Origin of the sequence: Kitasatospora sp. NPDC004614, assembly GCF_042873675.1 — a bacterium.
Lineage (GTDB): Bacteria > Actinomycetota > Actinomycetes > Streptomycetales > Streptomycetaceae > Kitasatospora.
The window spans coordinates 191,772-217,730 of record NZ_JBIALR010000005.1 but is presented as its reverse complement, the minus strand read 5'-3'; the positions used below and the strand labels follow the sequence as shown (position 1 = coordinate 217,730).

General features: G+C 72.3%; 29 protein-coding genes and 3 pseudogenes. 19 read left to right on the top strand and 13 right to left on the bottom strand.

The annotated features are described in order from the left end of the window. Nucleotides 1-42 precede the first annotated feature (42 nt). From ACFYST_RS14920 to ACFYST_RS14895, 6 genes are all read left to right on the top strand, one after another. On the top strand, nt 43-351 hold the full coding sequence (locus ACFYST_RS14920) for a hypothetical protein (RefSeq protein ID WP_387862351.1): 309 nt from the start codon (nt 43-45) through the stop codon (nt 349-351). A 63-nt stretch (nt 352-414) separates the two neighbouring features. Then, nucleotides 415-1,206 (top strand): ATP-grasp domain-containing protein, encoded by a 792-nt coding sequence (locus ACFYST_RS14915; RefSeq protein WP_387862348.1) that lies wholly within the window; start codon nt 415-417, stop codon nt 1,204-1,206. Between the two features lie 54 nt (nt 1,207-1,260). Then, nucleotides 1,261-1,665, top strand: a complete 405-nt coding sequence (locus ACFYST_RS14910) for a RidA family protein (protein WP_387862346.1) — start codon at nt 1,261-1,263, stop codon at nt 1,663-1,665. Nucleotides 1,666-1,812: 147 nt separating this feature from the next. After that, the gene (locus ACFYST_RS14905; protein WP_387862343.1) at nt 1,813-3,024 is read left to right on the top strand and encodes a cytochrome P450; all 1,212 of its coding nucleotides are present in this window, start codon (nt 1,813-1,815) and stop codon (nt 3,022-3,024) included. Continuing rightward, a complete protein-coding gene (locus tag ACFYST_RS14900; RefSeq protein WP_387862340.1) occupies nt 3,021-3,254 on the top strand; it encodes a ferredoxin in 234 nt (77 codons plus the stop codon). The genes ACFYST_RS14905 and ACFYST_RS14900 overlap by 4 nt, the downstream gene beginning before the upstream one ends. 114 nt (nt 3,255-3,368) lie before the next feature. Further along, entirely contained in the window at nt 3,369-3,869 is a 501-nt protein-coding gene (locus tag ACFYST_RS14895) for a hypothetical protein (RefSeq protein WP_387862337.1), read from the top strand. On the opposite strand, the gene ACFYST_RS14890 is transcribed toward ACFYST_RS14895, so the two are convergent. After that, nucleotides 3,818-4,324: a DUF1877 family protein gene (locus ACFYST_RS14890; RefSeq protein ID WP_387862335.1), complete on the bottom strand. Its 507-nt coding sequence runs from the start codon at nt 4,322-4,324 to the stop codon at nt 3,818-3,820. The genes ACFYST_RS14895 and ACFYST_RS14890 overlap by 52 nt on opposite strands. Nucleotides 4,325-4,357: 33 nt before the next feature. Then, entirely contained in the window at nt 4,358-5,635 is a 1,278-nt protein-coding gene (locus tag ACFYST_RS14885) for an MFS transporter (RefSeq protein WP_387862332.1), read from the bottom strand. A 26-nt stretch (nt 5,636-5,661) separates the two neighbouring features. On the opposite strand from ACFYST_RS14885, the gene ACFYST_RS14880 reads away from it, so the two are divergent. Further along, complete coding sequence (locus tag ACFYST_RS14880; protein WP_387649550.1) at nt 5,662-6,198, top strand: CGNR zinc finger domain-containing protein; 537 nt, start codon at nt 5,662-5,664, stop codon at nt 6,196-6,198. A gap of 103 nt (nt 6,199-6,301) precedes the next feature. Next, on the top strand, nt 6,302-6,919 hold the full coding sequence (locus ACFYST_RS14875; protein WP_387862330.1) for a hypothetical protein: 618 nt from the start codon (nt 6,302-6,304) through the stop codon (nt 6,917-6,919). A 139-nt stretch (nt 6,920-7,058) separates the two neighbouring features. Here ACFYST_RS14875 and ACFYST_RS14870 read toward each other — a convergent pair whose 3' ends face one another. Next, nucleotides 7,059-7,691, bottom strand: a complete 633-nt coding sequence (locus tag ACFYST_RS14870) for an AAA family ATPase (protein ID WP_387862327.1) — start codon at nt 7,689-7,691, stop codon at nt 7,059-7,061. A 132-nt stretch (nt 7,692-7,823) separates the two neighbouring features. Between ACFYST_RS14870 and ACFYST_RS14865 the strand changes: the two genes are divergently transcribed. After that, nucleotides 7,824-8,456 carry a hypothetical protein gene (locus tag ACFYST_RS14865; RefSeq protein ID WP_387862324.1) on the top strand — a complete coding sequence of 211 codons (633 nt, stop codon included), beginning with the start codon at nt 7,824-7,826 and terminating at the stop codon, nt 8,454-8,456. 8 nt (nt 8,457-8,464) lie between these two features. Here ACFYST_RS14865 and ACFYST_RS14860 read toward each other — a convergent pair whose 3' ends face one another. Beyond that, nucleotides 8,465-9,889: an FAD-binding oxidoreductase gene (locus ACFYST_RS14860; RefSeq protein ID WP_387862321.1), complete on the bottom strand. Its 1,425-nt coding sequence runs from the start codon at nt 9,887-9,889 to the stop codon at nt 8,465-8,467. A 207-nt stretch (nt 9,890-10,096) separates the two neighbouring features. On the opposite strand from ACFYST_RS14860, the gene ACFYST_RS14855 reads away from it, so the two are divergent. The 3 genes from ACFYST_RS14855 (at nt 10,097) to ACFYST_RS14845 (ending at nt 12,078) form a co-directional block, all read left to right on the top strand. After that, nucleotides 10,097-10,498 carry a hypothetical protein gene (locus ACFYST_RS14855; protein WP_387862318.1) on the top strand — a complete coding sequence of 134 codons (402 nt, stop codon included), beginning with the start codon at nt 10,097-10,099 and terminating at the stop codon, nt 10,496-10,498. A 141-nt stretch (nt 10,499-10,639) separates the two neighbouring features. Next, complete coding sequence (locus ACFYST_RS14850) at nt 10,640-11,194, top strand: GNAT family N-acetyltransferase (RefSeq protein WP_387862316.1); 555 nt, start codon at nt 10,640-10,642, stop codon at nt 11,192-11,194. A gap of 137 nt (nt 11,195-11,331) precedes the next feature. Then, entirely contained in the window at nt 11,332-12,078 is a 747-nt protein-coding gene (locus tag ACFYST_RS14845) for a phosphotransferase family protein (protein ID WP_387862314.1), read from the top strand. Between the two features lie 32 nt (nt 12,079-12,110). Here the strand turns inward: ACFYST_RS14845 and ACFYST_RS14840 are convergent, their stop codons facing one another. Then, nucleotides 12,111-12,839, bottom strand: coding sequence for a class I SAM-dependent methyltransferase (locus tag ACFYST_RS14840; protein ID WP_387862312.1), 729 nt, complete (start codon nt 12,837-12,839; stop codon nt 12,111-12,113). Nucleotides 12,840-13,333: 494 nt separating this feature from the next. On the opposite strand from ACFYST_RS14840, the gene ACFYST_RS14835 reads away from it, so the two are divergent. Next, nucleotides 13,334-15,586 carry an FdhF/YdeP family oxidoreductase gene (locus ACFYST_RS14835; protein WP_387862601.1) on the top strand — a complete coding sequence of 751 codons (2,253 nt, stop codon included), beginning with the start codon at nt 13,334-13,336 and terminating at the stop codon, nt 15,584-15,586. Here ACFYST_RS14835 and ACFYST_RS14830 read toward each other — a convergent pair. Together ACFYST_RS14830 and ACFYST_RS14825 are read right to left on the bottom strand one after the other, a co-directional pair. Continuing rightward, a complete protein-coding gene (locus ACFYST_RS14830; protein ID WP_387649575.1) occupies nt 15,561-15,869 on the bottom strand; it encodes a hypothetical protein in 309 nt (102 codons plus the stop codon). The two genes, ACFYST_RS14835 and ACFYST_RS14830, sit on opposite strands and share 26 nt — an antisense overlap. 63 nt (nt 15,870-15,932) lie before the next feature. Next, a pseudogene (locus tag ACFYST_RS14825) lies at nt 15,933-16,409 on the bottom strand (GNAT family N-acetyltransferase); the annotation flags it as partial. A 213-nt stretch (nt 16,410-16,622) separates the two neighbouring features. Here ACFYST_RS14825 and ACFYST_RS14820 point away from each other — a divergent pair. The 4 genes and pseudogenes from ACFYST_RS14820 to ACFYST_RS14805 all read left to right on the top strand — a co-directional run. After that, complete coding sequence (locus ACFYST_RS14820) at nt 16,623-16,976, top strand: ArsR/SmtB family transcription factor (RefSeq protein ID WP_387862309.1); 354 nt, start codon at nt 16,623-16,625, stop codon at nt 16,974-16,976. Beyond that, nucleotides 16,973-17,434 carry an SRPBCC domain-containing protein gene (locus ACFYST_RS14815; protein ID WP_387862307.1) on the top strand — a complete coding sequence of 154 codons (462 nt, stop codon included), beginning with the start codon at nt 16,973-16,975 and terminating at the stop codon, nt 17,432-17,434. The genes ACFYST_RS14820 and ACFYST_RS14815 overlap by 4 nt, the downstream gene beginning before the upstream one ends. 43 nt (nt 17,435-17,477) lie before the next feature. Next, on the top strand, nt 17,478-17,765 hold the full coding sequence (locus ACFYST_RS14810; protein WP_387862599.1) for an MFS transporter: 288 nt from the start codon (nt 17,478-17,480) through the stop codon (nt 17,763-17,765). A gap of 489 nt (nt 17,766-18,254) precedes the next feature. Beyond that, nucleotides 18,255-18,539, top strand: a pseudogene (locus tag ACFYST_RS14805) (site-specific integrase); the annotation flags it as partial. Nucleotides 18,540-18,978: 439 nt separating this feature from the next. Here the strand turns inward: ACFYST_RS14805 and ACFYST_RS14800 are convergent. The 3 genes from ACFYST_RS14800 to ACFYST_RS14790 all read right to left on the bottom strand — a co-directional run bounded on the left by ACFYST_RS14800 (nt 18,979) and on the right by ACFYST_RS14790 (nt 21,560). After that, on the bottom strand, nt 18,979-20,016 hold the full coding sequence (locus ACFYST_RS14800; RefSeq protein ID WP_387862304.1) for a tyrosine-type recombinase/integrase: 1,038 nt from the start codon (nt 20,014-20,016) through the stop codon (nt 18,979-18,981). Between the two features lie 126 nt (nt 20,017-20,142). Then, the gene (locus ACFYST_RS14795; RefSeq protein ID WP_387862302.1) at nt 20,143-20,331 is read right to left on the bottom strand and encodes a hypothetical protein; all 189 of its coding nucleotides are present in this window, start codon (nt 20,329-20,331) and stop codon (nt 20,143-20,145) included. Nucleotides 20,332-20,588: 257 nt separating this feature from the next. Next, a complete protein-coding gene (locus tag ACFYST_RS14790; RefSeq protein WP_387862300.1) occupies nt 20,589-21,560 on the bottom strand; it encodes a tyrosine-type recombinase/integrase in 972 nt (323 codons plus the stop codon). A 230-nt stretch (nt 21,561-21,790) separates the two neighbouring features. Between ACFYST_RS14790 and ACFYST_RS14785 the strand changes: the two are divergent. Beyond that, nucleotides 21,791-22,288, top strand: a pseudogene (locus ACFYST_RS14785) (MFS transporter); the annotation flags it as partial. A gap of 144 nt (nt 22,289-22,432) precedes the next feature. Here ACFYST_RS14785 and aac(6') read toward each other — a convergent pair. The 3 genes from aac(6') to ACFYST_RS14770 all read right to left on the bottom strand — a co-directional run bounded on the left by aac(6') (nt 22,433) and on the right by ACFYST_RS14770 (nt 25,206). Then, nucleotides 22,433-22,906 carry an aminoglycoside 6'-N-acetyltransferase gene (gene aac(6'), locus ACFYST_RS14780; protein WP_387862298.1) on the bottom strand — a complete coding sequence of 158 codons (474 nt, stop codon included), beginning with the start codon at nt 22,904-22,906 and terminating at the stop codon, nt 22,433-22,435. 8 nt (nt 22,907-22,914) lie between these two features. Then, the gene (locus ACFYST_RS14775; RefSeq protein WP_387862296.1) at nt 22,915-23,916 is read right to left on the bottom strand and encodes an LLM class flavin-dependent oxidoreductase; all 1,002 of its coding nucleotides are present in this window, start codon (nt 23,914-23,916) and stop codon (nt 22,915-22,917) included. A 90-nt stretch (nt 23,917-24,006) separates the two neighbouring features. Further along, entirely contained in the window at nt 24,007-25,206 is a 1,200-nt protein-coding gene (locus ACFYST_RS14770) for an MFS transporter (protein ID WP_387862293.1), read from the bottom strand. Nucleotides 25,207-25,387: 181 nt separating this feature from the next. Between ACFYST_RS14770 and ACFYST_RS14765 the strand changes: the two genes are divergently transcribed. Next, on the top strand, nt 25,388-25,951 hold the full coding sequence (locus tag ACFYST_RS14765) for a DinB family protein (RefSeq protein WP_387649597.1): 564 nt from the start codon (nt 25,388-25,390) through the stop codon (nt 25,949-25,951). The last annotated feature ends 8 nt before the right edge of the window (nt 25,952-25,959 follow it).

Below are 25,959 nucleotides of genomic sequence, written 5' to 3'. Positions count from 1 at the left end.
CGTCCCGGTGCGCGGGGCGGCCGGACGTGGGAGGGGCTGAGCATGGTCACGCGGGGAACGGCACGGCTGCTGGTGGGCAACAGCGGTGAGGAACCCCTGGAGTTGACGGTGGAGCCGTGGGCCGGGGCCTACTGGATCCCCCCGGGCCGGACGTTCGCGGTGGTCACCCCGGCGCCCGGCGAGGACGGATCGTGGCGGGGCACGACCGGCCCGCACGGGCTGTTCGGGGTCGACCGTCGGCCGGATTCGGTCACCGTGTGGCCGTACGGCAGTTGCTTCCAGCTGACCGACGGGGCGGGCCCGGCGGCCGGCGCCGACTGGGGCCGCCCGGAGCGTCCGCCGGCCTGCTGAGTCCGGCCCGGGTTCGGGAAATCCGCTGGCGGGGCGGGGTGTCGGCGCGTCATGATCACCGGCATGAACGTCCTCTCCCCCACCCTGTTGCTCGCGCCCCGGATCAACGAGACCGGTCTGCAACTGCGTACGGCCGCCGGCCGGCGCGGGATGCGGGCGTTCACGGCATCGTCCTGGCGGGCCCCGCAGGAGTTGCTGGGGCAGCAGGTGCACCTGTACGGCGGCCCGTTGTTCGGGGACGCGGTCGGCGGGGCGCTGGGGCTCGGCCTGCTGGAGCCCTCGGCCGGCTGGCTGGCCGCGCTGCCGCGTGAACTGGCAGGCCGTACCGTCGAGTTGACCACCCTCGCGGCGGCGCGGCGGCTGACCGGGCCGGCATTCGTGAAGGCCCCGGCGGACAAGCACTTCGCGGCGCGGGTGTACCGCGACGGCGGCGAGCTTCCGGGCCCGGAGCTACTGGACGGGGAGGTGTCGGTGCTGGTCAGCGAGGTGGTGCAATTCGCTGTCGAGTACCGGCTGTTCGTGCTGGACGGCACGGTCCGGGCGGCGTCCCGGTACGCGCGTGACGGCGAACTGTCCATCGGCGCCGACGATTTGGACGGACCGGAGGCGTTCGTCGCCGAGGTGCTGGCGGCCTCGGCGGAGTGCGCGCCGCTGCCGAGCGCGGCGGTGGTGGACGTCGGCCGCACGCCCGGCGGTTGGGCGGTGGTGGAGGCCAACGCGGCCTGGGCGAGCGGCGGTTACGCGTGCGACCCGGACGCGGTGCTCGGCGTGGTGCTGCGGGCGGCCGGTCCGCTCGAGCGACTTCCGGACGGCGACCGGCCGTTCCTCCGGGAGTTGCCGCAGATCGAGGATTGACGCACGCCGAATTGGGGGTGCGCGGGGCGGCCCGGCTGGGCGAGGATGATCGTCATGAACTCCTCGCACCTCACCCACATCACCGAGCCGCCCGGCGTCGCCCCCGCCACCGGCTACACCCACGTGGTCACCGGCACCGGCCGGCTGGTCCAGGTCTCCGGGCAGGTCGCCCTCGACGAGCAGGGCCGGGTCGTCGGCGAAGGCGACCCCGAGGCGCAGGCCCGGCAGGTGTTCGCGAACCTGGACCGCTGCCTGTCCGCGGCCGGCGCGAGCTTCGCCGATGTGGTGAAGCTGACCATCTTCGTCACCGACATCGGATACCTTCCGGCGATCCGCGAGGCCCGCGCGGCGTACATCGACCCGGCGCGGCTCCCGGCGAGTTCGGCGATGCAGGTGGTGGCGCTGTTCCGGCCCGAGATCCTGATCGAGATCGAGGCGATGGCCGTCGTCGCCGGCTGAATCCCCGTCCGGGCCAATACCCGCCCCCTGTCCGCCGGTTGAGATTCCACGGGTGGCTGGATTCCGTACTGCTGCGGGGCGGGTGTGCCGCATACGGTCGGGGGTGGCTGCCGGTCGGCAGCCTGCGATCTCTCGCCAGGAGGACGGATGACCACCGCCACGCACCCCGAGGCCCCCGACGCGCAGCCGCTGGTGCCCCTGCACTGCCTGCTGCGCGCCGAGCCCGGCCCGCCGAGGCTGGCGGCGCTGCCGACCGGCACCCCGGTGTGGGTGCTGACCCGGCACGCGGACGTCCGGCAGGCGCTCGCCAACCCCGGCTTCGGCCGGGCCACGCTGTACGCGCCGGACGCGCCGCCGCTGACGCTCACGCCGAACATCCTGGACGACCCGGCGTCGATGCTGAACAGCGACGGCCCCGACCACCAGCTGATCCGCCGCACCGTGCAGCGCGCTTTCACGCCACGGGCGATCGAACGCTGGCGGCCCTGGGTGGACGGCGTGGTACGGGAGTTGGTGGACGACCTGGTCGCCTCGGGCTCGCCCGCGGACGTGGTCGCGGCGCTCACCAAGCCGCTGCCCGTCCGGGTGATCAGCCGGCTGATGGAGCTCGACGGCCTGGACATCGACCGGCTCGGCCACTGGAGCGACCACGCACTGTCCACGACGGCGTACACGGCGGACGAAATCCGCACCGCCATCCGGGAGTTCAGCGAGTTCGGGTACCAGCTGGTGGTGGCCCGCCGCAAGAACCCCGGCGAGGACCTGGTGAGTTCGCTGGTGCAGGCCGCCGACCAGACCGGCGGGGTGACCGAGGAACAGCTGACCTCGCTCACCATCGGCCTGGTGATCGCCGGACACGAGACCACCATGACCAGCTTCGGCAACGCCCTGGTCTACCTGCTCGACCCCCAACACGCCGACGCCTGGCGGAAGATCGGCCAGGACCTGTCGGCAGCGACCGCCGCCACCGAGCAGATCCTGCGCACCGTCCCGCTCGGCGACCGCACCTCCGCACCCGGACTGCTCCGCCGGGCCGTCACCGACGTGGAGATCGGCGGCGTGGTCATTCCCGAGGGCGCGATCATCGCCTGCGACGCCGGCGCCGCCAACCTCGACCCGGACGTCTACCCGCCCGGCCCCACCGACCTGTTCACGCCGCTCGGCACCCCGTCGCTGACCTTCGGCGCCGGCCCGCACCACTGCCTCGGTGCCTGGCTGGCCCGGATGGAACTCGAACTCGGCCTCCACCACCTGGCCCGCGTCCTGCCCGAACTCCGCCTCGCCGCCCCCGTCGAGGACATCGCCTGGCGCACCGGCCTGCTCACCCGTAGCCCGCTGCGCCTGGAGGTGACCTGGTGAGCACCGACCCCGTCGTCGTGACGGTCGACCAGTCCCGCTGCATCGGCAGCGGCCTGTGCGCCCGCACCGCCCCCGACGCCCTCACCCTCGCCCCCAACGGCCGCGCCACCCCCCTCCACCCCACGGCCACCACGTCCCCCGACCTCACCGAAGCCGCCGAGATGTGCCCCGTCGAGGCCATCGCCGTCCACCACGCCACCACCGGCGAACTCCTCGCCCCCGTCTGGTAGTTCGGCCCTCCCCCCACCGGCCCCGAGAGCACCTCCCTCCGGGGCCGGTGGCGCGCCACCGCCTGCACCAGGTCGCCCCAGGGCTCGTCCCCCGGGGCCGGTACGGTCCGCAGCATGGTCGACCCACTCACCTCCGACGCGATCGCCGCCTGGCAGGCCCGCACGAACGCGGCACTCGCCGACCTGACGGCCGGTTTCGAGGACCGTTTCGGCTACCCACCGGGCGTCAACGCGGTACACCCGGCCACGCCCGCCACTCGCGCTGCCGCCGAGGCTCTCGGCCCGCTGCCCGCCGACCTCGCCGCGCTCTACCGCGAGATCGCCGCCGCCGACCTCCCGGACGTCGGCCACGGCTTCTTCGTCCACCCGCCCGACCTGGTCGCCGCCCACGGCCCAAACCCACTGGTCTTCGCCAGCGACGGCGGCGGCCTGCTGTTCGCCCTCACCACCGACGGCCGGGTGCTGCGCTCGCTCGCCGCCTCCCGCGACGCTGGGTTCGCGCTGGAGGCCGACTGTCTACGCGACTTCCTGGACCAACTGGCCGGGCGGGCGGAGGCGCTGGGTCAGTCCCACCAGAGGACGGTCATCAGCCCGCGCCGGGCCGCGCCCGCGTAGAACGCCTGCAAGGCGTGGAAGTGGCGCAGCAGGTAGCGCGCCGGGTCGCCGTCGAGGTCGAAGCCGAGCAGTGCGGCCAGGGTGGGGCCGGACGGGAGCCGGTCGAGCAGGGCGGGGAAGTCGATCTCGGCCAACTCGGCGGCGACTCCCGCGACTTCGGCGGGTGTGAGTGCGGTGGCCGGGCCCACGAAGGCGATCGGGTGCGGCCAGGTGTTCAGGACACCCAGGTCGACCGCCGCGGAGCCGTCGAGCGCGCGGCGCAGGGCGTCCACCTGCGTCCGATCCAGGCCCGCACGTTCGCAGACGGCCCGGAGCGCGACCGGGGACCAGTCGAGGTCGAGGTGGTCCCCGGCGGGCGGGTCCCAGTCCGGATCGCCGTCGTGGAGTGCGGCGTGCCGGCGGCAGCGCTCCAAGTGGTCCGGGGTGATCCGGGCGAGCTGCTGGGTAATGGCCATGACGCCAAGTGTCCGGCCGCTGTCCAGCGGGTTTCAGCCGAGGCGGGGGACGCGCGGGCTACCCGATTCGCGCCGCCGGCTGCGGAGTTCCGCGCCGACCGTGACGGACAGAGCGGCGACGGTCAGCAGCGCCGGCAGCGCCCAGGCCGGGGTGAAGCTGCCGGTGAGGTCGACCAGCAGGCCGAGGACGGGCGGCACCGTGATGATGGCGACCTGGTTGACGGACATGGCCAGGCCCAGGGCGAAGCCGGTCCGGCCGGGCGGGGCCGTCTCGGTGACGTGGGCGACCCACGGGCCGTACCAGCCGAAGCCGAAGAAGCCGAGCCAGACGAAGACGCCGGACGCGACCACCGGAGCACCCCCGACCGGCGTCATCAGCAGAGCGAGCCCGACGACCACGGCGACCATGCAGACCAGCACCACGGCATGCCGACCGAACCTGCTGCGGTCGCTCCACGCGGCCAGGCAGACCCGTCCCACCACTCCCGCGCCCTGCGCGGCCACCAGCACCAGGGCTGCCTGCCCGGCGCCGAGCGACGCCTCCCGGTGGAGGTGCAGCACTGTCAGCACGCCCACCCCGCACTGGACCGAGACCAGGCTGGTCCCCGCCAGCATGATCTTCACCATCGCCGGTTCAAGCAGCATGCCCAACCGCGCACGCAACTGCGCCGACAGCGGGAGCGACGGTTCCACCGGCCCGGCCGGCCCGGGCGGCCTCCGGTAGCAGCCCATGAAGAGACCGGCCCCGAGCAGCGCGACCCCGCACCCCGTCACCAGGGTCGCCCGCCACCCGAACTCCCTTGCCACCACCGGGAGTACAGCCGAGGCGAGCGCCGCCCCGAGCGGCAGCCCGGCCTGCCGAACGCCCATGGCGAAGCCACGCTGCGACGCGTCGAACCAGGACGCCACCGACTTGCTCCCGCCCGGTTGGACGGTGCTGTACCCCGCACCGACCACCAGCAGCGCACCCAGCAGCGCCGGGTAACCGGACGCCAGGCTCCCCAGCCCGAGCGCCAGCCCGACCACGCCGGCGCCGATCCCCACCACCCACCGCTCGCCGTACCGGTCCAGCAGCACACCTGCCACCAACAGGCCGACCAGCGGCGCGAGTTGGGCCGCCGAGACCAGCAGGCCCAGCTGCGCCGTACTCAGGTCCAGTGCGCTCTGAAGCTGAACTCCGAGCGCCCCGATCCCGCCCACGAAGAAGCCGGACGCGGCCTGGGTGAACGTCGCGATGCCCAGCACGACCCAGCGATAGGGCAACGGGTTGCGGCGCGCGGATCCGGCACGTGCGGCGGTCTGTTGTGTCATGCCGCCCACCCTGTTGTAATGCCCTTGTGCAGCTCAACCCTTACGGCGAGGACGCGGTGAACCTGGCCGCGGATCTGGCCAACCGCCGCCCCGGGAGCGCGGACGAACTGGCGGACCGCTGCCTCGCCGCCGGTCTCGCCCTGGAACGCCCGGTGGCACCGGACGATCTCGGCCGCGCCCTGGCCGCACTCGACGCCTGGGAGAAGGTCGTCGACGCCGGCGGGGAGCAGGAGCGCGCCGACCTGCTCAACCGCATGCTGGCCGAGGCCGCCGCCTACCCCCGCCTGACCTCCCACGCCGACACCGGCTGGCACCTGCACTACCGGGACGCCGAACAGCCGCTCGGCGCCCTCCTGTTCACCCTGTTCGCGGTCGGCACCGCCCTGCACCTGGCCGGCCGCGGCATGCACCGCCTCCGCCGCTGCGAGGTCCCCGAATGCGCAACGGCCTTCGCCGACACCTCCCGCACCGGCCGCCAGCGCTACTGCTCCCCCCGCTGCGCCAACCGCGACGCCGTCCGCCGCCACCGCGCGCGCACCGCGACCGCCTCAACGCCCTCCTGAGCGCCGCTGCTTTCTGCGGCCAGTCAGAAGTGCGGCCTCCCGCCTCCGGTGTCCCCGCTGGCGGATAGCCTCCGGCGGGAACGAGCGGCTGACGGGAGTGGACGTGGACATCGAGGAAATGCTGGACCGGCTCGGCACGGTGATCGGGCCGCCGCCCGCAGGCGGAGTGGTCCCGGTCCCGTGGGAGCTTGGGCCCGAGGTACTCGGTTTCCAACTGCCTGCGGACTACCGGGCGTTCGCCGACCGGTACGGGAGGGTCAGCATCAGCGACGAGCTGCACATCTACACGCCATCGGCAGCGCCCGGCCTCGAGATCGCGCAGCCGCTCGGCTTCGAGGGATTCCTCTACCTCACGACGGATCCCTACGGGTACTGCGGCTCCCTGGGCCAGGCCTACCTGGACGGGGACTACGACGAGTGCCCGTATCCGATGTTCCCGGCCGAGGGCGGGCTTCTGAACTGGGGTAACAACGGGAACGCCGACCACTTCTTCTGGTTGATGCGGGGGCCGGACCCGGACCGCTGGCCGGTCGCTGCCGCGTTCAACTCAATGCGGGAATGGGACCTGTTCGAGGGCGGCTTCCTGGAGTTCCTGCTGGCGGCGGTGACGAAGCAGTATCCGGACCACGGGGCCGTTGTGCCCGGCGGGATGAAGGAGATCGGTGACGGCCGTGGCTATCGCTTCCGGGGTGACTGGTCGAAGCAGCTGGGTTGGCAGTGAAACCCGCGATCATGAGACGGCCTTCACGACCTGCACCGGCCACCAACGCCACTGCCCCCGTTGCGTCAACCGCGACGCGCCCGTCCGCCGACACCGGCGCGAACTACTGCCACCCGACCGGCAGTTCAACAGCGCCCTCTCAACCGACCCGCAGATGCCGGATCTTGACGCCGGCCCGGCGCAGCGTCGCCCGGAGCGCCGTGTCGGTGTCCGGGGCGGGGCGCAGCCCGGCGAGTTGGGCGATGCGGTCCGCGACCTGGGTGACGGTCAGCCGGTCGGTGCGCAGGTGCGTGGCGAAGGCGGGGTCGGCGAGCCGGTGCAGGCAGTCGTCGAGGCGGCGGACGGCGAAGCTCTGCCCGTGCGGCGGGGCGGGCAGCCGGGCGAGGCGCCGCAGGTAGTGCACGGGTTCGCGTTCAGCGAGGCGGCGCAGCACGGTGGCGCGGTCGGCGAGCAGGGTGAAGTGCCGTACGTCGTGGCCGAGTTCGCGCAGGCGGCCGACTGTCTCGGCGAAGTACGCCGGCTCGGTGACGGTCATCGGGACGATCAGCGGGCCGGGGTGACGGCGCACGGCGAGGTCGAGCATCTCGACGGTCCCGGTGCGCCACGCGGCCAGGTCCTGGAAGTCGCCGCGCAGCGCCGGGGGCAGCATCCGGTGCAGGCCGAAGCCGAGGTGTTCGGGGTCGCAGACAACGGCTCCCGGCAGCCGGCGGGCCAGGTTGTGCGCGGTCTGCGTCTTCCCGCCCCCGAACGGCCCGTTGATCCACAGCAGCACGACCGACACCTCCCGTTGCCACCCGGCAGCGATTGCCGTCACCACAATGACACGGCTGCTCGCCCGTCCCCGCCGCCCGGCCGATCCCCGTCTCCTGCGATCATGAGGACTTTCTGCACCTCGGAGGGGCACATGAGCCACGTCTTCGCTCGGCTGACCGGTTTCGGCATGACGCTGATACCGGTCTGGCCCTACACCTTCGAGCGTCCGGACCACGCGCCGGGAACGGTACGGGTGACCCGCTGGGAAGGGCAGACCGCCCACACCGCTGTCGTGACCGGCCCTGCGGCGCAGCCGACGATCGAGTTGGCGAACGCCCGGTCGGTGACCGAGGTCGTCGAGGTGCTCGCCGGTCCCGACGAGCACCTCTGGCGGATCGAGACCTCGCCGTTCTCGGTCGAGTGGCCGGAAGGCTTCTCGATCGACTCCCCGCCCGCCGGCGACACCTCCACGCCGTTCTGCCTCTTCGGGCCGGCCGGCTCCCTGATCTACCTCCAGGGCCCGCGCAGCCTCGATCGGATCCCGCCGCTCACCCAGTTCGTCGCCCCTGGTCAGACCATCGTCGGTCACCGCACCGAGGCCGCGTTCGAGGCCGTCGAACTCGCCTACCAGCACGACGGCATCGCGTGGCGGCAGTGCCATCACCTGGTCGCCTTCACCGAAACCCTCGGGCTCGTCGTCACCGCCCAGTCGCCCGCCGCCCACTCGGACCAGGTCCGCCGGGCCGCCGAGTCGGTGGCCCGGTCGGTCCGGGCCACCGCTTGAAGCCGTAGCTACCCCCGCCCGACGGCCTGCGGGAAGTCGAAGAACCCGTCCGGGTCGTACGCCGCCTTGACGGCGACCAGCCGCGCGAGATTGGCCCCGTAGTACGCGTGCCCGAAGTCCTCGAGGTACGGGTCGGCGTAGTTGACGTACGCGCGGTCGCCGGCCCACGGGCGCATGGCGCGGCGCAGGTCCTGCTGCCAGCGGGCTGCCGCGTCCAGGGCGGCGGCCGGCGCGCCGGGCTCGAAGACGCTGTGGTACTGCGCCGAGAAGAGAGCGTCGCGGTGGACGAACGCAGTGTCGGCGGGAGCCACCCGTCCGACGGCCCCTTGCAGGCTGTCCAGCAGCACGTAGGCCGGACCGCCGTCCGCCGCACGGCGCTCGACCGCACCGACCAGCGCATCGATGCCGGCGGGCGGCAGCAGGACCGGGAAGAAGTTGGACGTCGCGACGAACGGCGGCCGGTCGATCACGGCGTCCGGGGTCTGCCCGGTCAGGCGGAGTTGGGTCACGCTGCCCGGGATCCCCGTCGTCGACATGATCATCTCCTGGTAGGAGAGGACCTCGCTGCTCAGCTCGAGCGGCTGGATGCCGACGGCGGCGACCAACTGCTCTGCCACGTCGGGCCCTTCGCCGAGGACGTAGATCCCCGACTCCACCACGCACTCGCCCGTCTCCTCGACGGACAGCCGCAGGAAGGACCAGACCTCGTCCGCCTGGCCCGGCGCCCAGCGCTGCCAGGCGTCCACGATCCGGGCCGCGTCGCGCCAACTCCAGCGCAGGCCGACCCGGGTGACCTCGGTTGTGGGGTGCGTGCGGAACGTGAACTCCGTGACGACCCCGAAGTTGCCGCCTCCTCCGCCGCGCAACGCCCAGAACAGCTCCGGCTCGCGCTCCGCCGAACACTCCCTGACCCGACCGTCGGCGGTCACCACCTGGGCGGAGACCAGCCGGTCGCAGGTCAACCCGTAGGCGCGGCAGACGATTCCGATCCCCCCGCCGAGCGTCAGCCCCGCGATGCCGACGCTCGGGCAACTGCCCGCCGGTATGCTCCGGTTCTCGGCGAGCAGCGCGTCGTACACGTCGATCAGCAGCGCCCCGGCCCCGACCGTGGCCGTCCCGTCGGCGGCAGACCCCTCGGTGGTGACCGCGTTCATCCGGCTCAGGTCGAGCGTGACGCCCGGGCTGGTGGACCACCCCCCGTAGCAGTGCGTCCCCGCGCGCGCCGCCAGCGGCAGCCCGTACCGGCGGGCGAAGGCGATCGTCTGCCGCACATCCTCGACCCCCTGCGCGAACACCACCGCCTGCGGATGAATGTCGAACCGCGAGTTGTACGGCAACCGGGCCACCCCGTACGCCTCGTCCCCCGGCCGCACCAGAGTGCCGTCGAGATCGCGGGCCAGTCCGTACCAGTCGGTCGAGGTCGTGCGCGGCATCGGCTTCATCCTGCCGATTGTGCGGCCCCACCACCCCTGATGGCCAGGTGCGCACTTCCGGGACGGGTGAGCACTCCTGCTGCAACAGGCCCTTCCCGAGCGCCACTTGCTCGCCCGCACCGGCCCGGTGACCTGCGGCGACGTGGCCGTCAGGGGCTCGCTCTACGCTGAGCCCCTGATCACCATCCACCGGCAGGAGCGAACCAGATGAACGACGTCGGGCACACGGCAGTTGCCCTCCGCGACGCCCATTTCCGGCTGAAGAGGCTGGCCCGCACCTGGGCGGAAGCCGGCACGGTGCGCGGACGGGAACCGCTGGGCCCGGCCTGGCAGTACTCGGACCTCCCGGACGAGGCCTGCTACCTCGACGGCCAGACCCTCGAACTGGCCGGCGGCCTGACGCTGATCGCCCAACTGGCCGTCAGCTTCGCCACCACCGGCACCGACATGCTGGCGTCGGTCACCGTCGAGGACGACGAGGGCAACGTCACCGAGCTGCTGTCCACCGGCCCCGAGGAATTCCCCACGACCGCCGCGGAGTTGGCCACCGAGATCGACCGGTGCCTGACCCGGATGGAACGCCTCGACCTCCCGCCCGCCCTCCGCTGACACCACGGAACGAGCCTACGGGCCGCGAGTTCGTCCTTCTCGTGCTTCTCGTGCTTCTCGTCCTTCTCATCCCTCTCGTGCTTCTCGTAGTCGAACCGCCCCGCCGCCGGAGGAGATCACCCGGTGCGGGAAGATCGCCCCATGAGTTCGCCGACACCCGCCCGCCACCTCATCCGCCGTATCACCCCGGAGGATTGGCCCTCGCTCCGCGCGCTGCGCCTGGAGGCCCTCGAGGACTCGCCGACGGCGTTCAGCGTCACCCACGCCGCGACTGCGGCCCTCCCCGACACGGACTGGCAGGCCCTGGCCACGGAGGCGGCGACCTCCCCTTCCGCGGCCCTGTTCGTCGCCCTCGACCCGTCCGCTCCCTCGGGTGCCTTCATCGGCATGGCGGGCGCCGCCCCGCTCCCGGACGTCCCGGAAACGGCCCACGTCCACGGCGTCTACGTCACCCCGGCCCACCGCGGCCCGGAAGGCCCGGCCGCGGCCCTCGTGGCGGCAGCCACAGCCTTCGCCGAGACCCACATCGACGTCACCCGACTGACCCTGGGAGTCCACGAGTCCAACGCCCGCGCCCAGTCCTTCTACGCCCGCCTGGGCTTCGAACCGACGGGCCTCCGCGTTCCGTACGCGCTCAACCCGGCCGAACAGCTCGTCATCCTCGGCTACCCGGCCTTCCGCCCCCGGGCCCGCTGACGGCACCGGCAGCCGGGAGCTCGTCGCCAGGTCCTGCCTGCCTGCCGGCGGGACGTGAGGACCTCCGGGCACGGCCGCATCGCCGCACGTGACAAACCCGGCGACGCCGGCGGCCGTCGCCGGGATACTGGGCGCCCATGGATGAAGTCGAAGTCGTCGTCGCCCATTCCGAGCGTGCGACTCTACGCGTCGGCGACGTGTTCCTGAAGGTGGACGCCGACGGCGCGCGCCTCGGCGCCGAGGTCGAGGCGATGTCTCTCGCACCGGTCCCGACCCCGGAAGTCCTGTGGTACCAACCGCCCGTGCTCGCGATGGCCGCTCTCCCGGGGACGACGCTCGGCCGCCTCGGCGGGCCGTCGACGGGCTCGCCGGCGGCGTGGGCCGCGGCGGGCGCTGCCATCCGGAAGCTGCATGACGCACCGCTGCCGTCCCGACTCGGGCGGGCCGGGCGGAGCATCGCCGTGCTGTCGGCGGAACTTGACGCCGAGTGCGAGCTGCTCGTGGCGAACGGCGTCCTGCCCGCCGACCTGGTCACCCGCAACCGCCAGGTCGCCGAGGCCGCACTCCGCCCATGGACCCCGGCTTTCACCCACGGCGACCTGCAGATCGCGCACGTCTTCCTCGACGGTGACGAGGTCACGGGCGTCATCGACTGGTCCGAGGCCGGCCGGGGCGATGCCCTGTACGACCTCGCCACCTTCACCCTCGGACACGAGGAACACCTCGCCGACGTCATCACCGGCTACGGCACCGACGTCGACCGCGAGGTGATCCACGCATGGTGGTCGCTGCGAAGCCTGCTGGCGGTCCGCTGGCTGGTCGAGCACGGCTTCGACCCCTTCGCGCCGGGCTGCGAGGTCGACGTGCTGAGATCCCGGATGTGAGGCCGCCCGGGCCCCAGGACTCCGGCCGGGAATCAGATCCGTCGCATCCGGTAGACGCAGGTCCGGTAGGGCATCTCGACACTGTCGCGGCCGGCCAGCGCCGGGTCGGTGGCGGCCAACTCGCCGATCTCCCGGTCCAGGCGGGCCTGTTGGGCGGCGTCGGCGGTCAGGTACGAGGAGCGGGACCGCACCAGGTCGACCAGTCGGTCCGTCGGGACGGTCACGGTGTGCTCGATCAGGCCGCGTTCGGGTTCGGTGAACCACGGCGTCACCGGCCCGTACTGCCAGGCATCTTCCAGGCCGTATCCCTCGTTGCCGACGATGCCGGAGAGCGCGGCCACCCACGGCGTCCGGTCGTCACGGATGTTCCACATCGGGGCGAAGACGCCGCCCTTGCGCAGCACCCGGTGAATCTGCGGCAGCGCGTCCTGCGGAGTGAACCAGTGGTACGCCTGCCCGACCACGACCGCGTCGACGGACTCGTCCGGCAACGGAATGTCCTCGGCGCTGCCGGCGAGCACCCGCGTGCCCGGGAGGCGTTCGGCGGCCACGGCACGCATCTGCTCGTCGGGCTCGACCGCGATCACCTCGTGACCGGCCGCACGCAACACACCGGCCAGCAGCCCGGTACCGGCCCCCAGGTCCAGGACGCGCATCGGCTCGGCACCGACGGCCCGGGCGACGGCCTGGACAGGGTAGGTGGGCCGGATCGAGTCGTACAGGCGGGCAGCGGCACCGAAGGACAGCGCTGAGGAGGACATGCTCGCGAGCGTACCCAGATTCGGTCGGCAGTACGGGCGTTCCGGCAATCCCCAACACCCGCCGACGGCTGGGGCCCCACCCCCCGCCACCCGAGCGGTCGGGTCCGGTGGCCACCACTGGCCCGAGTACGCGCGGCCTTTGCGTGCGGCTGCCACCGATTCGCCGCGAAACTGCCGGGGTTCCCGGCGCTGGCGGCGCGGACGGCTGTCTGGCGAGCCTGCCGTCCCCGCCGGAGGACTACCTCCCGACCTGGCACCGCGGCGGCCCGGAGCTGGTCCAGCCGCCGGCGGACTGGTGACGGCCGGTCGGTGAGCCCCACGTCCGCCCGTGTGGTTCGCCGCGGCGGGTGGGCGTGGGCGGTGCCGGCCGAAGCGGTGGCGGCGGCAGGATCCGGAAGGTCGTTGCCAGCCGCAGAGATGGGAGTGCCGCCGTGACCGCAACCGAGGAGCCGCAGCCGAAGCAGCAGGAGCCGAAGGAGCAGCAGGAGCCGGAGGTGAAGCCGTACCGCCACCCCGCCGCCGGGTGGGGCGCGGCGAAGTCGGTGGCGCGGGTGCTGGCGCGGACGGGTGAGTGGGTGGACGGGCCGCGGGCGGTGCTGCGGATGAATCACGAGAACGGCGGGTTCGACTGCCCGGGGTGTGCGTGGCCGGACGACTACAAGGGCCTGCATCTGGACATCTGCGAGAACGGCATCAAGCACGTCACCTGGGAGATGACGGGCAAGCGGGTGGGGCGGGAGTTCTTCGCGGCGCACACCGTGGCCGAGCTGTCGGGGTGGAGCGATTTCGCGTTGGAGGACCAGGGCCGGCTGACCGAGCCGATGGTGTACGACGCGGAGACGGACAGGTACCTGCCGATCTCCTGGCAGCAGGCTTTCGAGCTGGTCGGCGGGGTGCTGCGCGGGCTGGACGATCCGAATCGGGCGGCGTTCTACACCTCGGGGCGCCTCGGCAACGAGGCGACGTTCCTGTACCAGTTGCTGGCCCGTGAGCTGGGCACCAACAATCTGCCGGACTGTTCGAACATGTGTCACGAGGCATCCGGCCGGGCGTTGACGGCCTCGCTCGGCACCGGGAAGGGAACGGCCGACCTGAAGGACTGGGAGGCGGCGGACGCGCTGTTCATCCTCAGCGTGAACGCGGCGTCGAACGCGCCGCGGATGCTGACCGCGCTGGCGGACGCGCACCGGCGGGGCGCGCAGGTGGTGCACGTCAATCCGCTGGTGGAGGCGGCGGCGACCCGGACCATCGTGCCGCACGAGTTCCTGGACATGGCGCTGCTGCGGGCGACGGCGACCAGCACGCTCAACCTGCAGGTGCGGATCGGCGGGGACCTCGCGCTGCTGCGGGCGATCGCGAAGGCGCTGCTGGAGCAGGCGGGGCACGATCCGCGGGCGCTGGACGAGGAGTTCGTCGAGCGGCACACCACGGGGTTCGCCGCGTACCGGGAGTTGTGCGAGCGCACGCCGTGGGAGGAGTTGGAGCGGCAGAGCGGGCTGAGCCGGGCGCAGTTGCTGGAGGCGGCGCGGGTGTACCGGGAGGCGGACCGGTCGATCTTCTCCTGGTGTCTGGGGGTGACGCAGCACGAGCACGGGGTGGACACCGTCCGGGAGATCGTCAATGTGCTGCTGCTGCGCGGGAATCTGGGCCGGGAGGGGGCGGGTCCGTCGCCGGTGCGCGGGCATTCGAACGTGCAGGGCAACCGGACCTGCGGGATCGACCACCGTCCGGCGCCCGCGTTCCTGGACCGGTTGGGGAAGGTGTGCGGGTTCGAGCCGCCGCGCGAGCACGGGCTGGACACGGTGGGGGTGATCGGGGCGATGGCGCGCGGCGAGGTGACGGTGTTCGTCGGGATGGGCGGCAACTTCGCGATGGCCGCGCCGGACACCGAGTTCACCCACCGGGCGCTGCGCAAGTGCGAGTTGACGGTGCAGGTGGCGACGAAGCTGAACCGCAGCCAGCTGGTGCACGGGCGGCGGGCGTTGATCCTGCCGTGTCTGGGCCGCACCGAGCAGGACCGGCAGCGCGGCGGGGTGCAGGCCACCTCGGTGGAGGACTCGATGAGCATGGTGCACCTGTCGGTAGGCATGCGGAAGCGCCCGGCGTCGGCGCAGTTGCTGTCCGAGCCGGCCATCATCGCGGGTATCGCGCGGGCGGCGCTGCCGGACAGTGCGACGCCGTGGGAGTGGTACGTGGAGGACTACGACCGGATCCGCGACACCATGGCGAAGGTGCTGGACGGTTTCGAGGACTTCAACCGTCGGGTGCGGCTGCCGCTGGGTTTCCGGATCAAGCAGCCGGCCCGTGAACTGGTGTTCCTCACCCCGTCGGGGAAGGCGGAGTTCTCCACGGCGCCGCTGCCGGACGTGCTGCCGAAGCCGGGGACGCTGGTGCTGGGCACCATGCGTTCGCACGACCAGTGGAACACCACCATCTACTCGGACAACGACCGCTACCGGGGCGTCAAGAACCTGCGCACGCTGGTCTTCATGAACCGTCAGGACATGCGCGAACGCCGGCTCGCCGAGCTCGACCCGGTCGACATCACGGCCACCGCGCGCGACGGTTCGACCCGCTCGCTGCACGGCTACCTGGCCGTCCCGTACGACCTGCCGCGCGGGTGCGCGGCCGGGTACATGCCGGAGATGAACGTGCTGTGCGCGCTGGGCGACTACAGCAGCCAGAGCGATCAGCCGATCATGAAGCACCTCAACGTGGTGATCAGCCCCGCTGCCACCAGGCCCTGACGGTCCGCCACCGCCCCCGCGCGGGGCGGGCCGCGCGGTCCGAGAGCAGCGCCCGGCCCTCGAACCGGCCGCCGGGCACCTCGACGGGCGCCTTCCGGTCGGCCTCGGCGAGCAGTTCGGCGTGCGCCGCGTATGAGGTGCCGCGCACCGCCTCCTCGTACGCGGCCAGCATTCCGCCGACCGCTGCGGCGGCTCCGCGGTGCCGCCGCAGCGCCTGCCCGGCCAGGCCGAGCAGGGTCAGTACGCCGGCCAGCACTGCCAGCGTGATCAGGTAGGGCAGCATCACCGCTCCATCGTCCGTCCCGACACTCGTCCGTCCAACGTCCGTATCGGGAGCGGCAGTTCCTCAGCCTCCCCCGGGGAGACCGAACAGTTCGGCGCAAGCGGCGAGGCCGGTCAGCTCGATGTCGGAGCGGCGGGTGGGCTGCCAGTCGGCGCGGTCCGGGCGGAAGCGCTGGGTGACGGCGAGTTCGCCGCGGCGGTTGTCGCGTTCGAGGCCGTCGGGGAGGTAGCCGAGCTTGCGGGAGATCGCGACGGAGGCGGCGTTGTCAGTGAACGAACCGGAGATCGCCGACTCGGCGGCCAGGCCGTCGAAGGCGAAGTGCAGCATGGCGATCCGGGCCTCGGTGCCCAGACCGCGGCCGTGGTGCTCGATGCCCAGCCAGGAGCCGGGCAGGACCTCGCGACGGATCGCGAAGTCCGTGGCGTTCAGCGCCTGCACGCCGACCGGCCGGCCGCCGTCGAAGACCACCAGGGGCAGCCTCCAGTCCTCGGGCGTCCAGTCCGTCCGGGACCGCCAGTGGGCCTTGAGAACGGACCGGGCCCGTTCGACGGGTGTGCCGTAGGACCAGCAATCGGCCTACGGGACAAGGGCTTTACCCAAGAGCCCACCCCCACCGTTCCGAAAGTGGAGCGCCAACGCCCGAACCCGCCACGCGCGCCCCGCCGCCCAACCCCTCGAGCGAGGAAGTGCACGCCGCCCAAATGGTTAAGCAAGTACTTGACCAATCGCTCCCAACGGAGAATAGTGAAGTACATGCTTAACCATTCTGGTTCGCTGGACCGGGTGTTCCAGGCACTCGCGGACACCACCCGCCGCGCCGTCGTCGAGCGGCTGGTCTGCGGGCCCGCCTCCGTCAGCGAGTTGGCGCGGCCGCTTGCCATGTCGTTGCCGGCAGTGATGCAGCATCTCCAGGTGCTGGAGGCGTGCGGGCTGGTCCGGTCCGAGAAGGTCGGGCGGGTGCGTACCTGCCACCTGGAGCCGGCCGTGCTGCGTGCGGCCGAGGGCTGGATCACGGCGCAGCGCACCGTTTGGGAACACCGTCTCGACCGCCTCGGCGACCACCTGTCCGCACAGCGCGACAGCCCGGATCAAGGGAGCACACCATGACCGACCGCCTGGTCACCCACGCCACGTTCACCCTCGAACGTCTCTACCCGGCCCCGCCGGCGGCGGTGTTCGCCGCCTGGGCCGCCCCGGAGGCCAAGGCCCGCTGGTTCGCCGGCCCGGACGCCGAGCACGCACTCGACTTCCGCGTCGGCGGCCGCGAGGTCAACCGCGGCCGCTCCGACACCGGAGCGGTGCTGACCTTCGAGTCCTGGTACCGCGACATCGTCCAGGACGAGCGCATCGTCTACACCTCCACCCTCTCCGAGAACGGGACGCTCGCGACGATCTCCCTGACGACGGTCCAGTTCCACCCCGAGGACGGCGGCACCCGTCTGCTGCTCACCGAACAGGGCACCTTCCTCGACGGCCACGAGCAGCCGAGCTGGCGCGAACAGGGCACCGGCACCTGGCTCGACGCCCTCGCCGCCGAAGTCCTGCGCAGCACCGCGCAACGGTGACAACCACGAACGTCCGTGTCCAGCAAGGCCGTTGGCGGTGCTGATGCTGCTGGGCCCGGCGTTCTCCCTGACCGTCCTCGACGGCACCAGCCTGCTCACCGCCCTGCCCGCGATCGGGCACCACCTCGGCCTGCGCGGCCCCGCCGTCCAGTGGACCGTGACGGTCCACGCCCTGGCCTTTGGCGGGCTGCTGCCGCTGTGCGGCCGCGCGGCGGATCTGCTGGGCCGTCGGCGGATGTTCCTCGCCGCAATGGCGCTGCGGGTCCTGGCCTCGCTGGCGTGCGGGCTCGCCCCGTCCGTCCAGGCCCTGGTCGCCTCCCGGGCGCGCTGATCGGCCTCTTCGTCCGGATCGAACGGCGATCGCCGTCCCCACTCGTCCCCCTGCGGCCCCTGCGCTCCCTGCGCTCCCTGCGCTCACGCGGGCTGATCGGCGGCAACCTGGAGGTTGAGGAACATCGGAACGCAAACTGGCGCTAAGCCCTCCCTGCTCTCCGGAGCCCGTTGACCTGCGGTTCCGTGGTGGTTGAACCTTCGGCGGTCGTGCTGATCAACTGCCTGGAGTTCCGGGGTGCCGGTCGAGTTTCTGACGGATGAGTTCTTTCCGCTGTTCAGTTCTGTCTCACGGGGCCTGTGGTTGAGTCTCTGTGACGGTTAGGGCATAGGGCAGTTGGGCTGACGGGTGTGCGCCGTGGCCCCGGGAGGGATCAGGGTGGAGCTCGCCTTCGTGCAGTCGGGGCTGCTGGGCCGGTACCTGGACAGTGAGGTGGTCTCGGCCGAGGAGGTGGCCGCGCTGCTGAAGCGGCGGGGGCTGCTGGATGGCATGCCGGTGTTCCTGGACGACGAGACGATGATGCCGCTGCCCGCTCTGTCCGGATGGGGTCGGTACCTGTCCACGGGGCTGCTCGACGAGGCCACGATGCGGGAGTACGGGCGGAAGGCTGCCAGGCTGGACGATTACCTTGCAGGCTTGGGTAGCGATGTCCTGTCCGCGACGGAGTCCGACCTGGTCGCGTACCGCAACTGGCGGCGTCTGTGGCAGAAGAAGCCGGTGGCGGCCAGGACGTGGGGGAAGGAGGCGTCCATCCTGGATGATCTCTACCGCTACCTCGTCGCGCGCCGCGTCTTGCAGGCCCAGCCGGTGCGGCTGGCGGCTCGGGGCCGGAACGCTCTGGCTCCGGGTGTGCGGTCGAACATGGACATCCGGCACCTGACGCTTGAGCAGTACCGGTACTTCCGTGACGTCGGCCTGGGCGGCCAGTTGCCAGATGCGGAGGTCAACCGGCGGTATCGGGGCTGGGCACCGCTGCGCAACCGGGCCGGGTCGGACCTGGCCCTGGGCGCGGGGGCGCGATGGCGCGAGTGGTCCACAGTGCTACTGCCGGAGATGGGTCTGTGGCCCGGGATGCAGGGCGGCAGCGCCGAGTTCGAGGTCCAGGCGTGCGCAAAGTACGGCAAGGCCCGCACTCTCTACGTCCCCGAGGACGCTGCCGCGTCCGCCGACCTGTTCTGCATCCTCGAACGTCCAGAGATCGTCCGTACTGCCGTCAGGACCCTGGAGCGCAAGGCCCGTGACCTGTTCGTCGTCGCCAGCGTCGACGTCGCCGGCGGTGTGGTCCGCGGAACGCTGGACGGCGTCGACCGAGAGTTCCGCATGTCGACCATGCCGGGAACGGGCTGGCGGACTCCAGAGGCCGCTCGTGCATGACGTAGCGGCTGACCGCATCCAGCGTGCGCGGATCGTGCAGGTCGACGACCCGCTCGGAGCGCGACTTCCCGCGGGCTCCGCCGGGGTGGTCGTCACGCTTGCCGATCGTCACTCGCCGCCTCCCATAGGAAAGGTCGGCCAGATGAAGGGACAGCACCTCGCCCGGCCGCAGTCCTCCGTCCAGCATCAGCAGGAACATCGCCAGGTCACGCCGCTTCGTCAGGCTCGCGATGAAGGTCTCCAACACCGCCTCGTCCATCGGACGCGGCAGCCGCCGTGGCTGCTTGACCGTGACCGTGCGCCGCACCGGCTGCTGGCGGCTGGCCTTACCCATGAACGGCTGATGCCGGCCTGGCACCCTCGCGAGAGCCGGGTCCGGGCGCATCTGCATCGGCGAGTCCTCGCCGTCGTACTCCTCAGCGACCATGGCCCAGTCGTAGAAACTCGACACCGCGGCCAAGATGCGGTTCACCGTCGACGGCGACAGCAGACTGCCAGGCAGGTCCGCTCCGCCGACCACGACGGTTAAGCCGAGACGCTGGGCTGGCCGGCGGCTCGGCTGACGGCGTAGGAAGCCCAGCAGCCGCAACGCGTCCGGTGCTCGGAAGTCCCGCCAGTCCAGGCTCTCCCGGGCCAGGAACACGAACAGGTACTTCAGGTCGTAGGCGTAGGCGCACCAGGTATTCGGCGATAGCCCCCGATCACTGAGATGCCCCAGAAACCGGCAGACCGGATCGATCTCGGAACCGGATGCGTCGATCAACCGGACGCGACGGACGATGCCGCCGTCTCGGTCCTTCACCACCCGCAGTTCGCACTCCACAGCACCATCAACGAGCGGCGACGAGGACCGCGACGCCGAGAAGCTGAACTCCACCCGGGAGTGTCCAGATAAGAACCTGCTCGGCCGGTACAGCTTCCTGCTGCCCGAGTCGCCCGGCGGCCTGCGGCCTCTGCGCGACCCGGACGCCGCGGATCAGGGGTGAGGCCCCTGAAGCGAAGCTCAGTCGTCCTCCGGCGGGGCGTCGTCCTCGCCGTCCGGCTGATCGTCGGTGAACATGCCGCGCGCCATCTCCCTCTCTGTGAGAGGGCCGCGTCCGGATACTCTGACGCCTGCCCCCTCCGGCGGGGCGTCGTCCTCGCCGTCCGGCTGATCGTCGGAAAATAGATTCGGCTCTCTGTGGTTACCCATGGCTCCTCCTCGATGAGACGTACAGGCCCTATCTCCACCGTGCTCCCCTCGGCTGTGTCGAGCCCGGCACGTTAGGCCAACTGGGCGAAGCCCTGCAGACAGTGCGCGGGTACCCGGCGCGCGCTCGCGCGGCCATCAGCCGGATCACCAGGCACGCCCGGTGCCCGGCTCGGGCGCAGGCCCCGCTCTGTTCACCCGGGGCTCCAACCGGCAGTTCGCGGTGGTCGAAGCCGCATACGACCACCGCGCCAAGGCCCTCAGCGCCTGCTGTCGCCGGGTGCGAGCAGGCTGGTGACCTCGGCGATTGCCTCCGCGGAGGGCTTGAAGTACCGGCGGACGTTCTCGACCTTCTTGTGCCTCGATTTGGCCATCAGCATCAGCTCGGACGCGCCCCGCTCGCCGAGATGGGTCAGCGAGGAGTGGCGGTACTCGTGCAGATCCCAGCCGGTGCCCGGCCCCGCGTGCGCGGTGTGCTGGTCGAGCAGCGCGCGGGCCTGGCCGTAGGAGAGGCGGGCCAGGCCGGTGTCCGGGCACACGTCCCGGGCGGAGACCACCTTCCCAGGACCGGGGCGGCGGTGGGTGACGAACACCGGCCCGCGGGTGCGGCCCTTCAGCAGCCGCGGCAGCAGCCGGGCGGCGCCGGCGTCCCAGAACACCGTCTCCAGCACGTAGTCGGATCGACTCGCCCCGCGCCGGCGCACCTTGGGCTGGGCGCCCTTCGCCTTCACCGGGCAGCGGCGCCCGGCCAGGTCCAACTCCTCGATGTTGACGTCGAGAATCTCCTCGGAGCGGGCGCACGTCTCGTAGAGCATCCGCCACAGCGTCTTCTCCCGCAGGTGGACGTCCCGGCGGGCGATCAGCCGGTCGATCGCCACCTTCGAGTGCACCGGGGTGTCGGAGTCCGGCGGCGGCATCCGCTTGGCCCAGGCCGGGACCGTCGGCCCGTCGTAGCCGCGCTCCGCACACCAGCCGGTCCAGGACAGCACCGCGCCGCGGCGGGCGTTCCAGGTGTTCACCGCCGAGCTGCCCCACAGCAGTTCCAGCGCCTCGCCGATCTCGTCGTCGGCGACGGTGGCGAGCGGCCGGCCCTCGCCGATCCGCTCGGCGGTCTTCCCCACCGCGATGCCGTAGTTCCGGACGGTGTTCGGGTTGGTGAGCGAGTCGAGGAAGGCGTCGGCCGCCGTCCGGACGGTCAGCGCCTTCCCCGTCGGCAGCAGCAGGACGGGCACCGGCTTCCCCTTGCCACAGATAACAGGGCCGCTTCGCGCAGCGGCCCGGCGACGTCGCCGCAGGTCGTGATCGGCGATGCCGCAGATAATAGGGCGTTATCTATGGAACGACTTCACGGACCGGCCGGTGTCGACGGACCGTCAGCCGCCCACCAGCGGCAATCCGGGCTTAGGACCAGTTTTCGTTCCGATGTTCCTCGACCCCCAACCTCCTCCTGCTCCTCGCCGGCATGACCGTCGACGGCATGCTCGTCACCCTCACCGCCTACCTGCAGCGGGCACTCGGCCGATCGGCGGCCCAATTCGGGCTGATGACAGCGGTGATGACCGTGACGGCCGCCGCAGGCGCCCTGCTGAGTCAGCGGATCCTGCCCCGCCTCGGCCCACGCCGGGTGGCCGCCGCCGGCACCGCCCTGCTCGGTGCCACCTGCCTGCTCCTCACCCGCACACCCGCCGACAGCTCCCCCGGTCTGCTCGCGGCCGCACTGCTCCTGTTCGGCGCGGGCATGGGCGCCGCCACGGTATGCGCGCAGATCGCCGCACTGACCAGCGCCACCGGCCCGGACCGGGGCGTCGCCGCCGCCCTCGCCGACACCTCCTTCGCCCTCGGCACCGCCCTCGGCGCAGCCATCTACACCGGCATCGCCACGGTCGGCGGTCGGGCGCCGCTCGCCGGCCGGCAGTCCGCATTCGGCGCAGCCGTGATCTTCGCCGCACTCGCCCTGCTCACGGCGCTGACGCTCCTCGGCAAGCGGCCCGGCCCGTCCCGTCCCGTCCCCCGGGACGCTGACGGACGCTTCCGCCGGCACGCCGTCGACCTCGCTTTGAAGACCGACGAAGACCGACGCTGCGCCGCGACCGGCGCAGGCAGGTCAGGTCAGTTCCTCCGCGAGCAGGTCCATCAGCAGTCCGTCCTGCCAGGTGCCCGTCCGGTGGTCGCGCCAGTAGGCCCGCATGATTCCCACGGGTTTGAAGCCGACCTTGGCGTAGCTGCGGATGGCCGCGGTGTTGGCCGCGGCGGGGTCGATGGTCAGCCGGTGGTGGCCGCGTTCGTGGACCAGCCAGTGGGCGAGGGTGCGGACGGCGTCGGTGCCGAGTCCCCTGCCGTGGTGGCGGGCCGTCAGGAAGATGTCGAGGCCGGCGTGCCGGTACTCGGGGTCGGTTTCTTCCGCGAACTGGATCGCTCCGATGACCTCGCCGTCGAGGACGACGGCGAGCATGCCCGCGAAGTCGTCCGGGGGCGACCACCACGCGGCGACTTCCGGCTCCCGCACGATCCTGCCGAGGACTTCCTCGTCCCCGACGGCCACCGACCGCAGTACGACCTTTCCCCCGCGCAGTTCCATGCCCCTCACTATCCCCTCACGGCAGCCGGCAGCACCCGCGCCAGCGACTCCAGCGAGCGCAGCGCGTCGGCGCCGACCGGTGCGAGGACGACGGTGGTGGCGCCAGCCGCGTGCCGGGCCGCGATGGCCTCGCGCGCCTGCGCGGGCGTGCCCGCGATGGCGAGGGTGCGGACCCACTCGGCGGGGAGGGTGCGGGCGAACTCGGCGCCGTCGGGGCTGGCCGCGCGGTGGGTGCGGAGGTCGGCGGCGAACGGGAGGGGGTCGAGGTGGGCGGCCCAGTCGGGTTCGCCGATCGCGGCCAGGCCGGGCCGGACCTGGTCGAGGGCGGCGCTCTCGTCGTCTTCGACCGCGGCAGCGTCGTAGGTGACGACGGTGGCGTCGGGGGCGAGGTGGCGGCGGGAGTTCTCGATGTACGCGGGGGTGGCGGGTTCGGCCAGCAGCAGCCCGTCGGCGACTTCGCCCGCCGCGGCCTGCGACTTGGGGCCGCGCACGCCGAGGACGACGGGCGGCACCACGTCCGGGAGTTCCGTCAACTGGACGCCCTCGCAGCGCACGTAGCGTCCGCCTGCGGGGCCGGGCTCGCCGCGCAGCAGGGTGCGCAGCGCGGTCGTGTACTCCTTGAGCAGGGTGAGGGGGCTGGCGGGCCAGGCGCCGGCGCCGCGCATCCAGCCGGGCATGCCGTGGCCGATGCCGGCGGTCACCCGGCCGGGGTGGAGCTGGGCGAGGGTGGCGAGTTCCATGGCGGCGAAGCAGACGTTGCGGGCGCCGGCGGGCATGATGCCGATGCCGACGGTGATCCGGTCGGTCACGGCGAGCGCGGTGGCGGCCTGGGCGACGCCGCCCCGCCAGCCGAGGTCCTCGACCACCCACAGTTCGTCGAAGCCCAGCTGTTCCGCCCGGCGCGCGTACGGGATCAGGTCGCGGGCGGGCAGGTCACGGGGCAGCATGACGCCGACCCGGCCTCGGACGGCGGCGCTGGCGGTGCTGGCGGTGCTGGCGGTGCTGGGCATCGGGGGCTCCTCAGGTGCGCGGAACGGTCACCTCCGCGCCGCCGGCGCGGAAATCCGGTGATCTTACCGCCAGCCCCCGATGACCCCCCGTCAGAGCGTCGCACCCACCTGCTCGGCCGCCACCGGCTGGTCGCCGACCACCACCGGCGCCCGCCGGTCGGCGATCCACGACCCGACGGCGATCAGGAAGCCGATCATCGCCAGCCCGGCCCCGACCAGCGTCGGCGACGTCCAGCCGAGGCCGGCCGAGAGCGCGAGTCCGCCGAAGTACGCGCCCTGCCCGTTGGCCACGTTGAACGCGCCCTGGACGGTCGCGGAGGCCAGTGTGGGCGCCTTGCGGGCCTTGTCGATCACCAGGGTCTGCACGGTCGGGACGACCGCGAACCCGGCCATGCCGATCAGCACCACCGTCAGGGCGGCCGACCAGCGGGCGTGCGCGGTGACGGCGAACAGCGCGAGCGCGCCGGACATCGCGAGCAGCGCGCCGCACAGGGCGGGGCGCAGCGCGCGGTCGGCCGCGTAGCCGCCGATGACGTTGCCGATGGTCATGCCGACGCCGAACAGGGCGAGGACCAGGGTGACGGAGGAGTCGGCGAAGCCGGCCACCTCGGTGAGGGTGGGGGTGATGTAGCTGTAGCAGGCGAACAGTCCGGCGCAGCCGAAGACCACGGTGGCGAGGGCGAGCCAGAGTTGTCCGCTACGGAAGGCGGAGAGTTCGCTGCGCAGTCCGGCGCCGGGGTGGGCGGGCAGCTGCGGGACGAGGCGGGCGATGGCGACGGTGCCGAGCAGGCCGATGGCGACCACGACGAGCATGGCGGCGCGCCAGCCGAGGTGCTGGCCGAGCAGGGTGGCGGCGGGGACGCCGACGATGTTGGCGACGGTCAGGCCGGAGAACATCACCGAGATGGCGCGGGCCCGCTGGTGCGGGGCGACCAGTTCGGCGGCGGCGACGGCGCCCGCGCCGAAGAACGCGCCGTGCGGCAGGCCGGTGATCAGCCGGGCGGCGGCGAGGAAGGCGAAGTTCGGGGCGAGCGCGCACAGCAGGTTGCCCGCGGTGAACAGCGCGACCAGGCCCACCAGGACGGCCTTGCGGGGCAGTCCGGCGGTGCGGGCGGTGAGCAGCGGGGCGCCGATCACCACGCCGGCCGCGTACGTCGAGATCAGCCATCCGGCCTGCGGGATGGAGACGTCCAGGCTGTGGGCGATCTGTGGGAGCAGTCCCATGGCGGCGAACTCGGTGGTGCCGATGGCGAACGCGGTGATGGCGAGGGCGACGAGCGCCAGGGGCATGGGGGTGCTCCACAACGAGGGGGTCAGTAGGTGCACCGACGGTATGTCAACGTTGTCAGCGCCAACCGATCCTACCGGGCCCCGCCCGTGGAGCACCCCCGCCGTCCGCGTACCGGGCGAAGGGCACGCTTCCTCGGAAAATCGTTTGCCGCCGGCCGGGCGGGCCGGAATCATCCGGACGATGAGCGAGCAACTTCCCGAGCGCTGGACGAAGGCGGGCGTGTACCCCGACATGTGGGTGGACCCGGACGACGATCCGCGCAACACGAACGGATCGGCGCCGGACGGCGAACTGGCCACGTTCCAGGACTACTTGACGAACTACCGGCTGACGCTGCGGATGAAGTGCGAGGGCCTGTCGCCGGAGCAGCTCGCCCACCGTTCCGTCCCGCCGTCCACCATGTCGCTGCTGGGCCTGATCCGGCATCTCGCCGAGGTGGAGCGCGACTGGCGCAACTGGATCGCCCCGGGCGAGCCGGCGCCCAAGCTGTACGGCGATCCGGACGGCGACTTCGAGGGTGCGCTGCCCGAGCGGTCGGTCGTGGACGGCGCGTTCGCCGACCTGGAGCGCGAACAGGCCGACACCGACGCCGAGTTCGCGAAGTTCCCGGACTTGGGCGCCCGGATCGGCCGCGACCACGACCCGGTCCGCGCCCTGTGGGTGCACCGCATCGAGGAGTACGCCCGCCACTGCGGCCACGCCGACCTGTTGCGCGAGCGCGTCGACGGCCGCACCGGCCAGTAGTCCCCGCG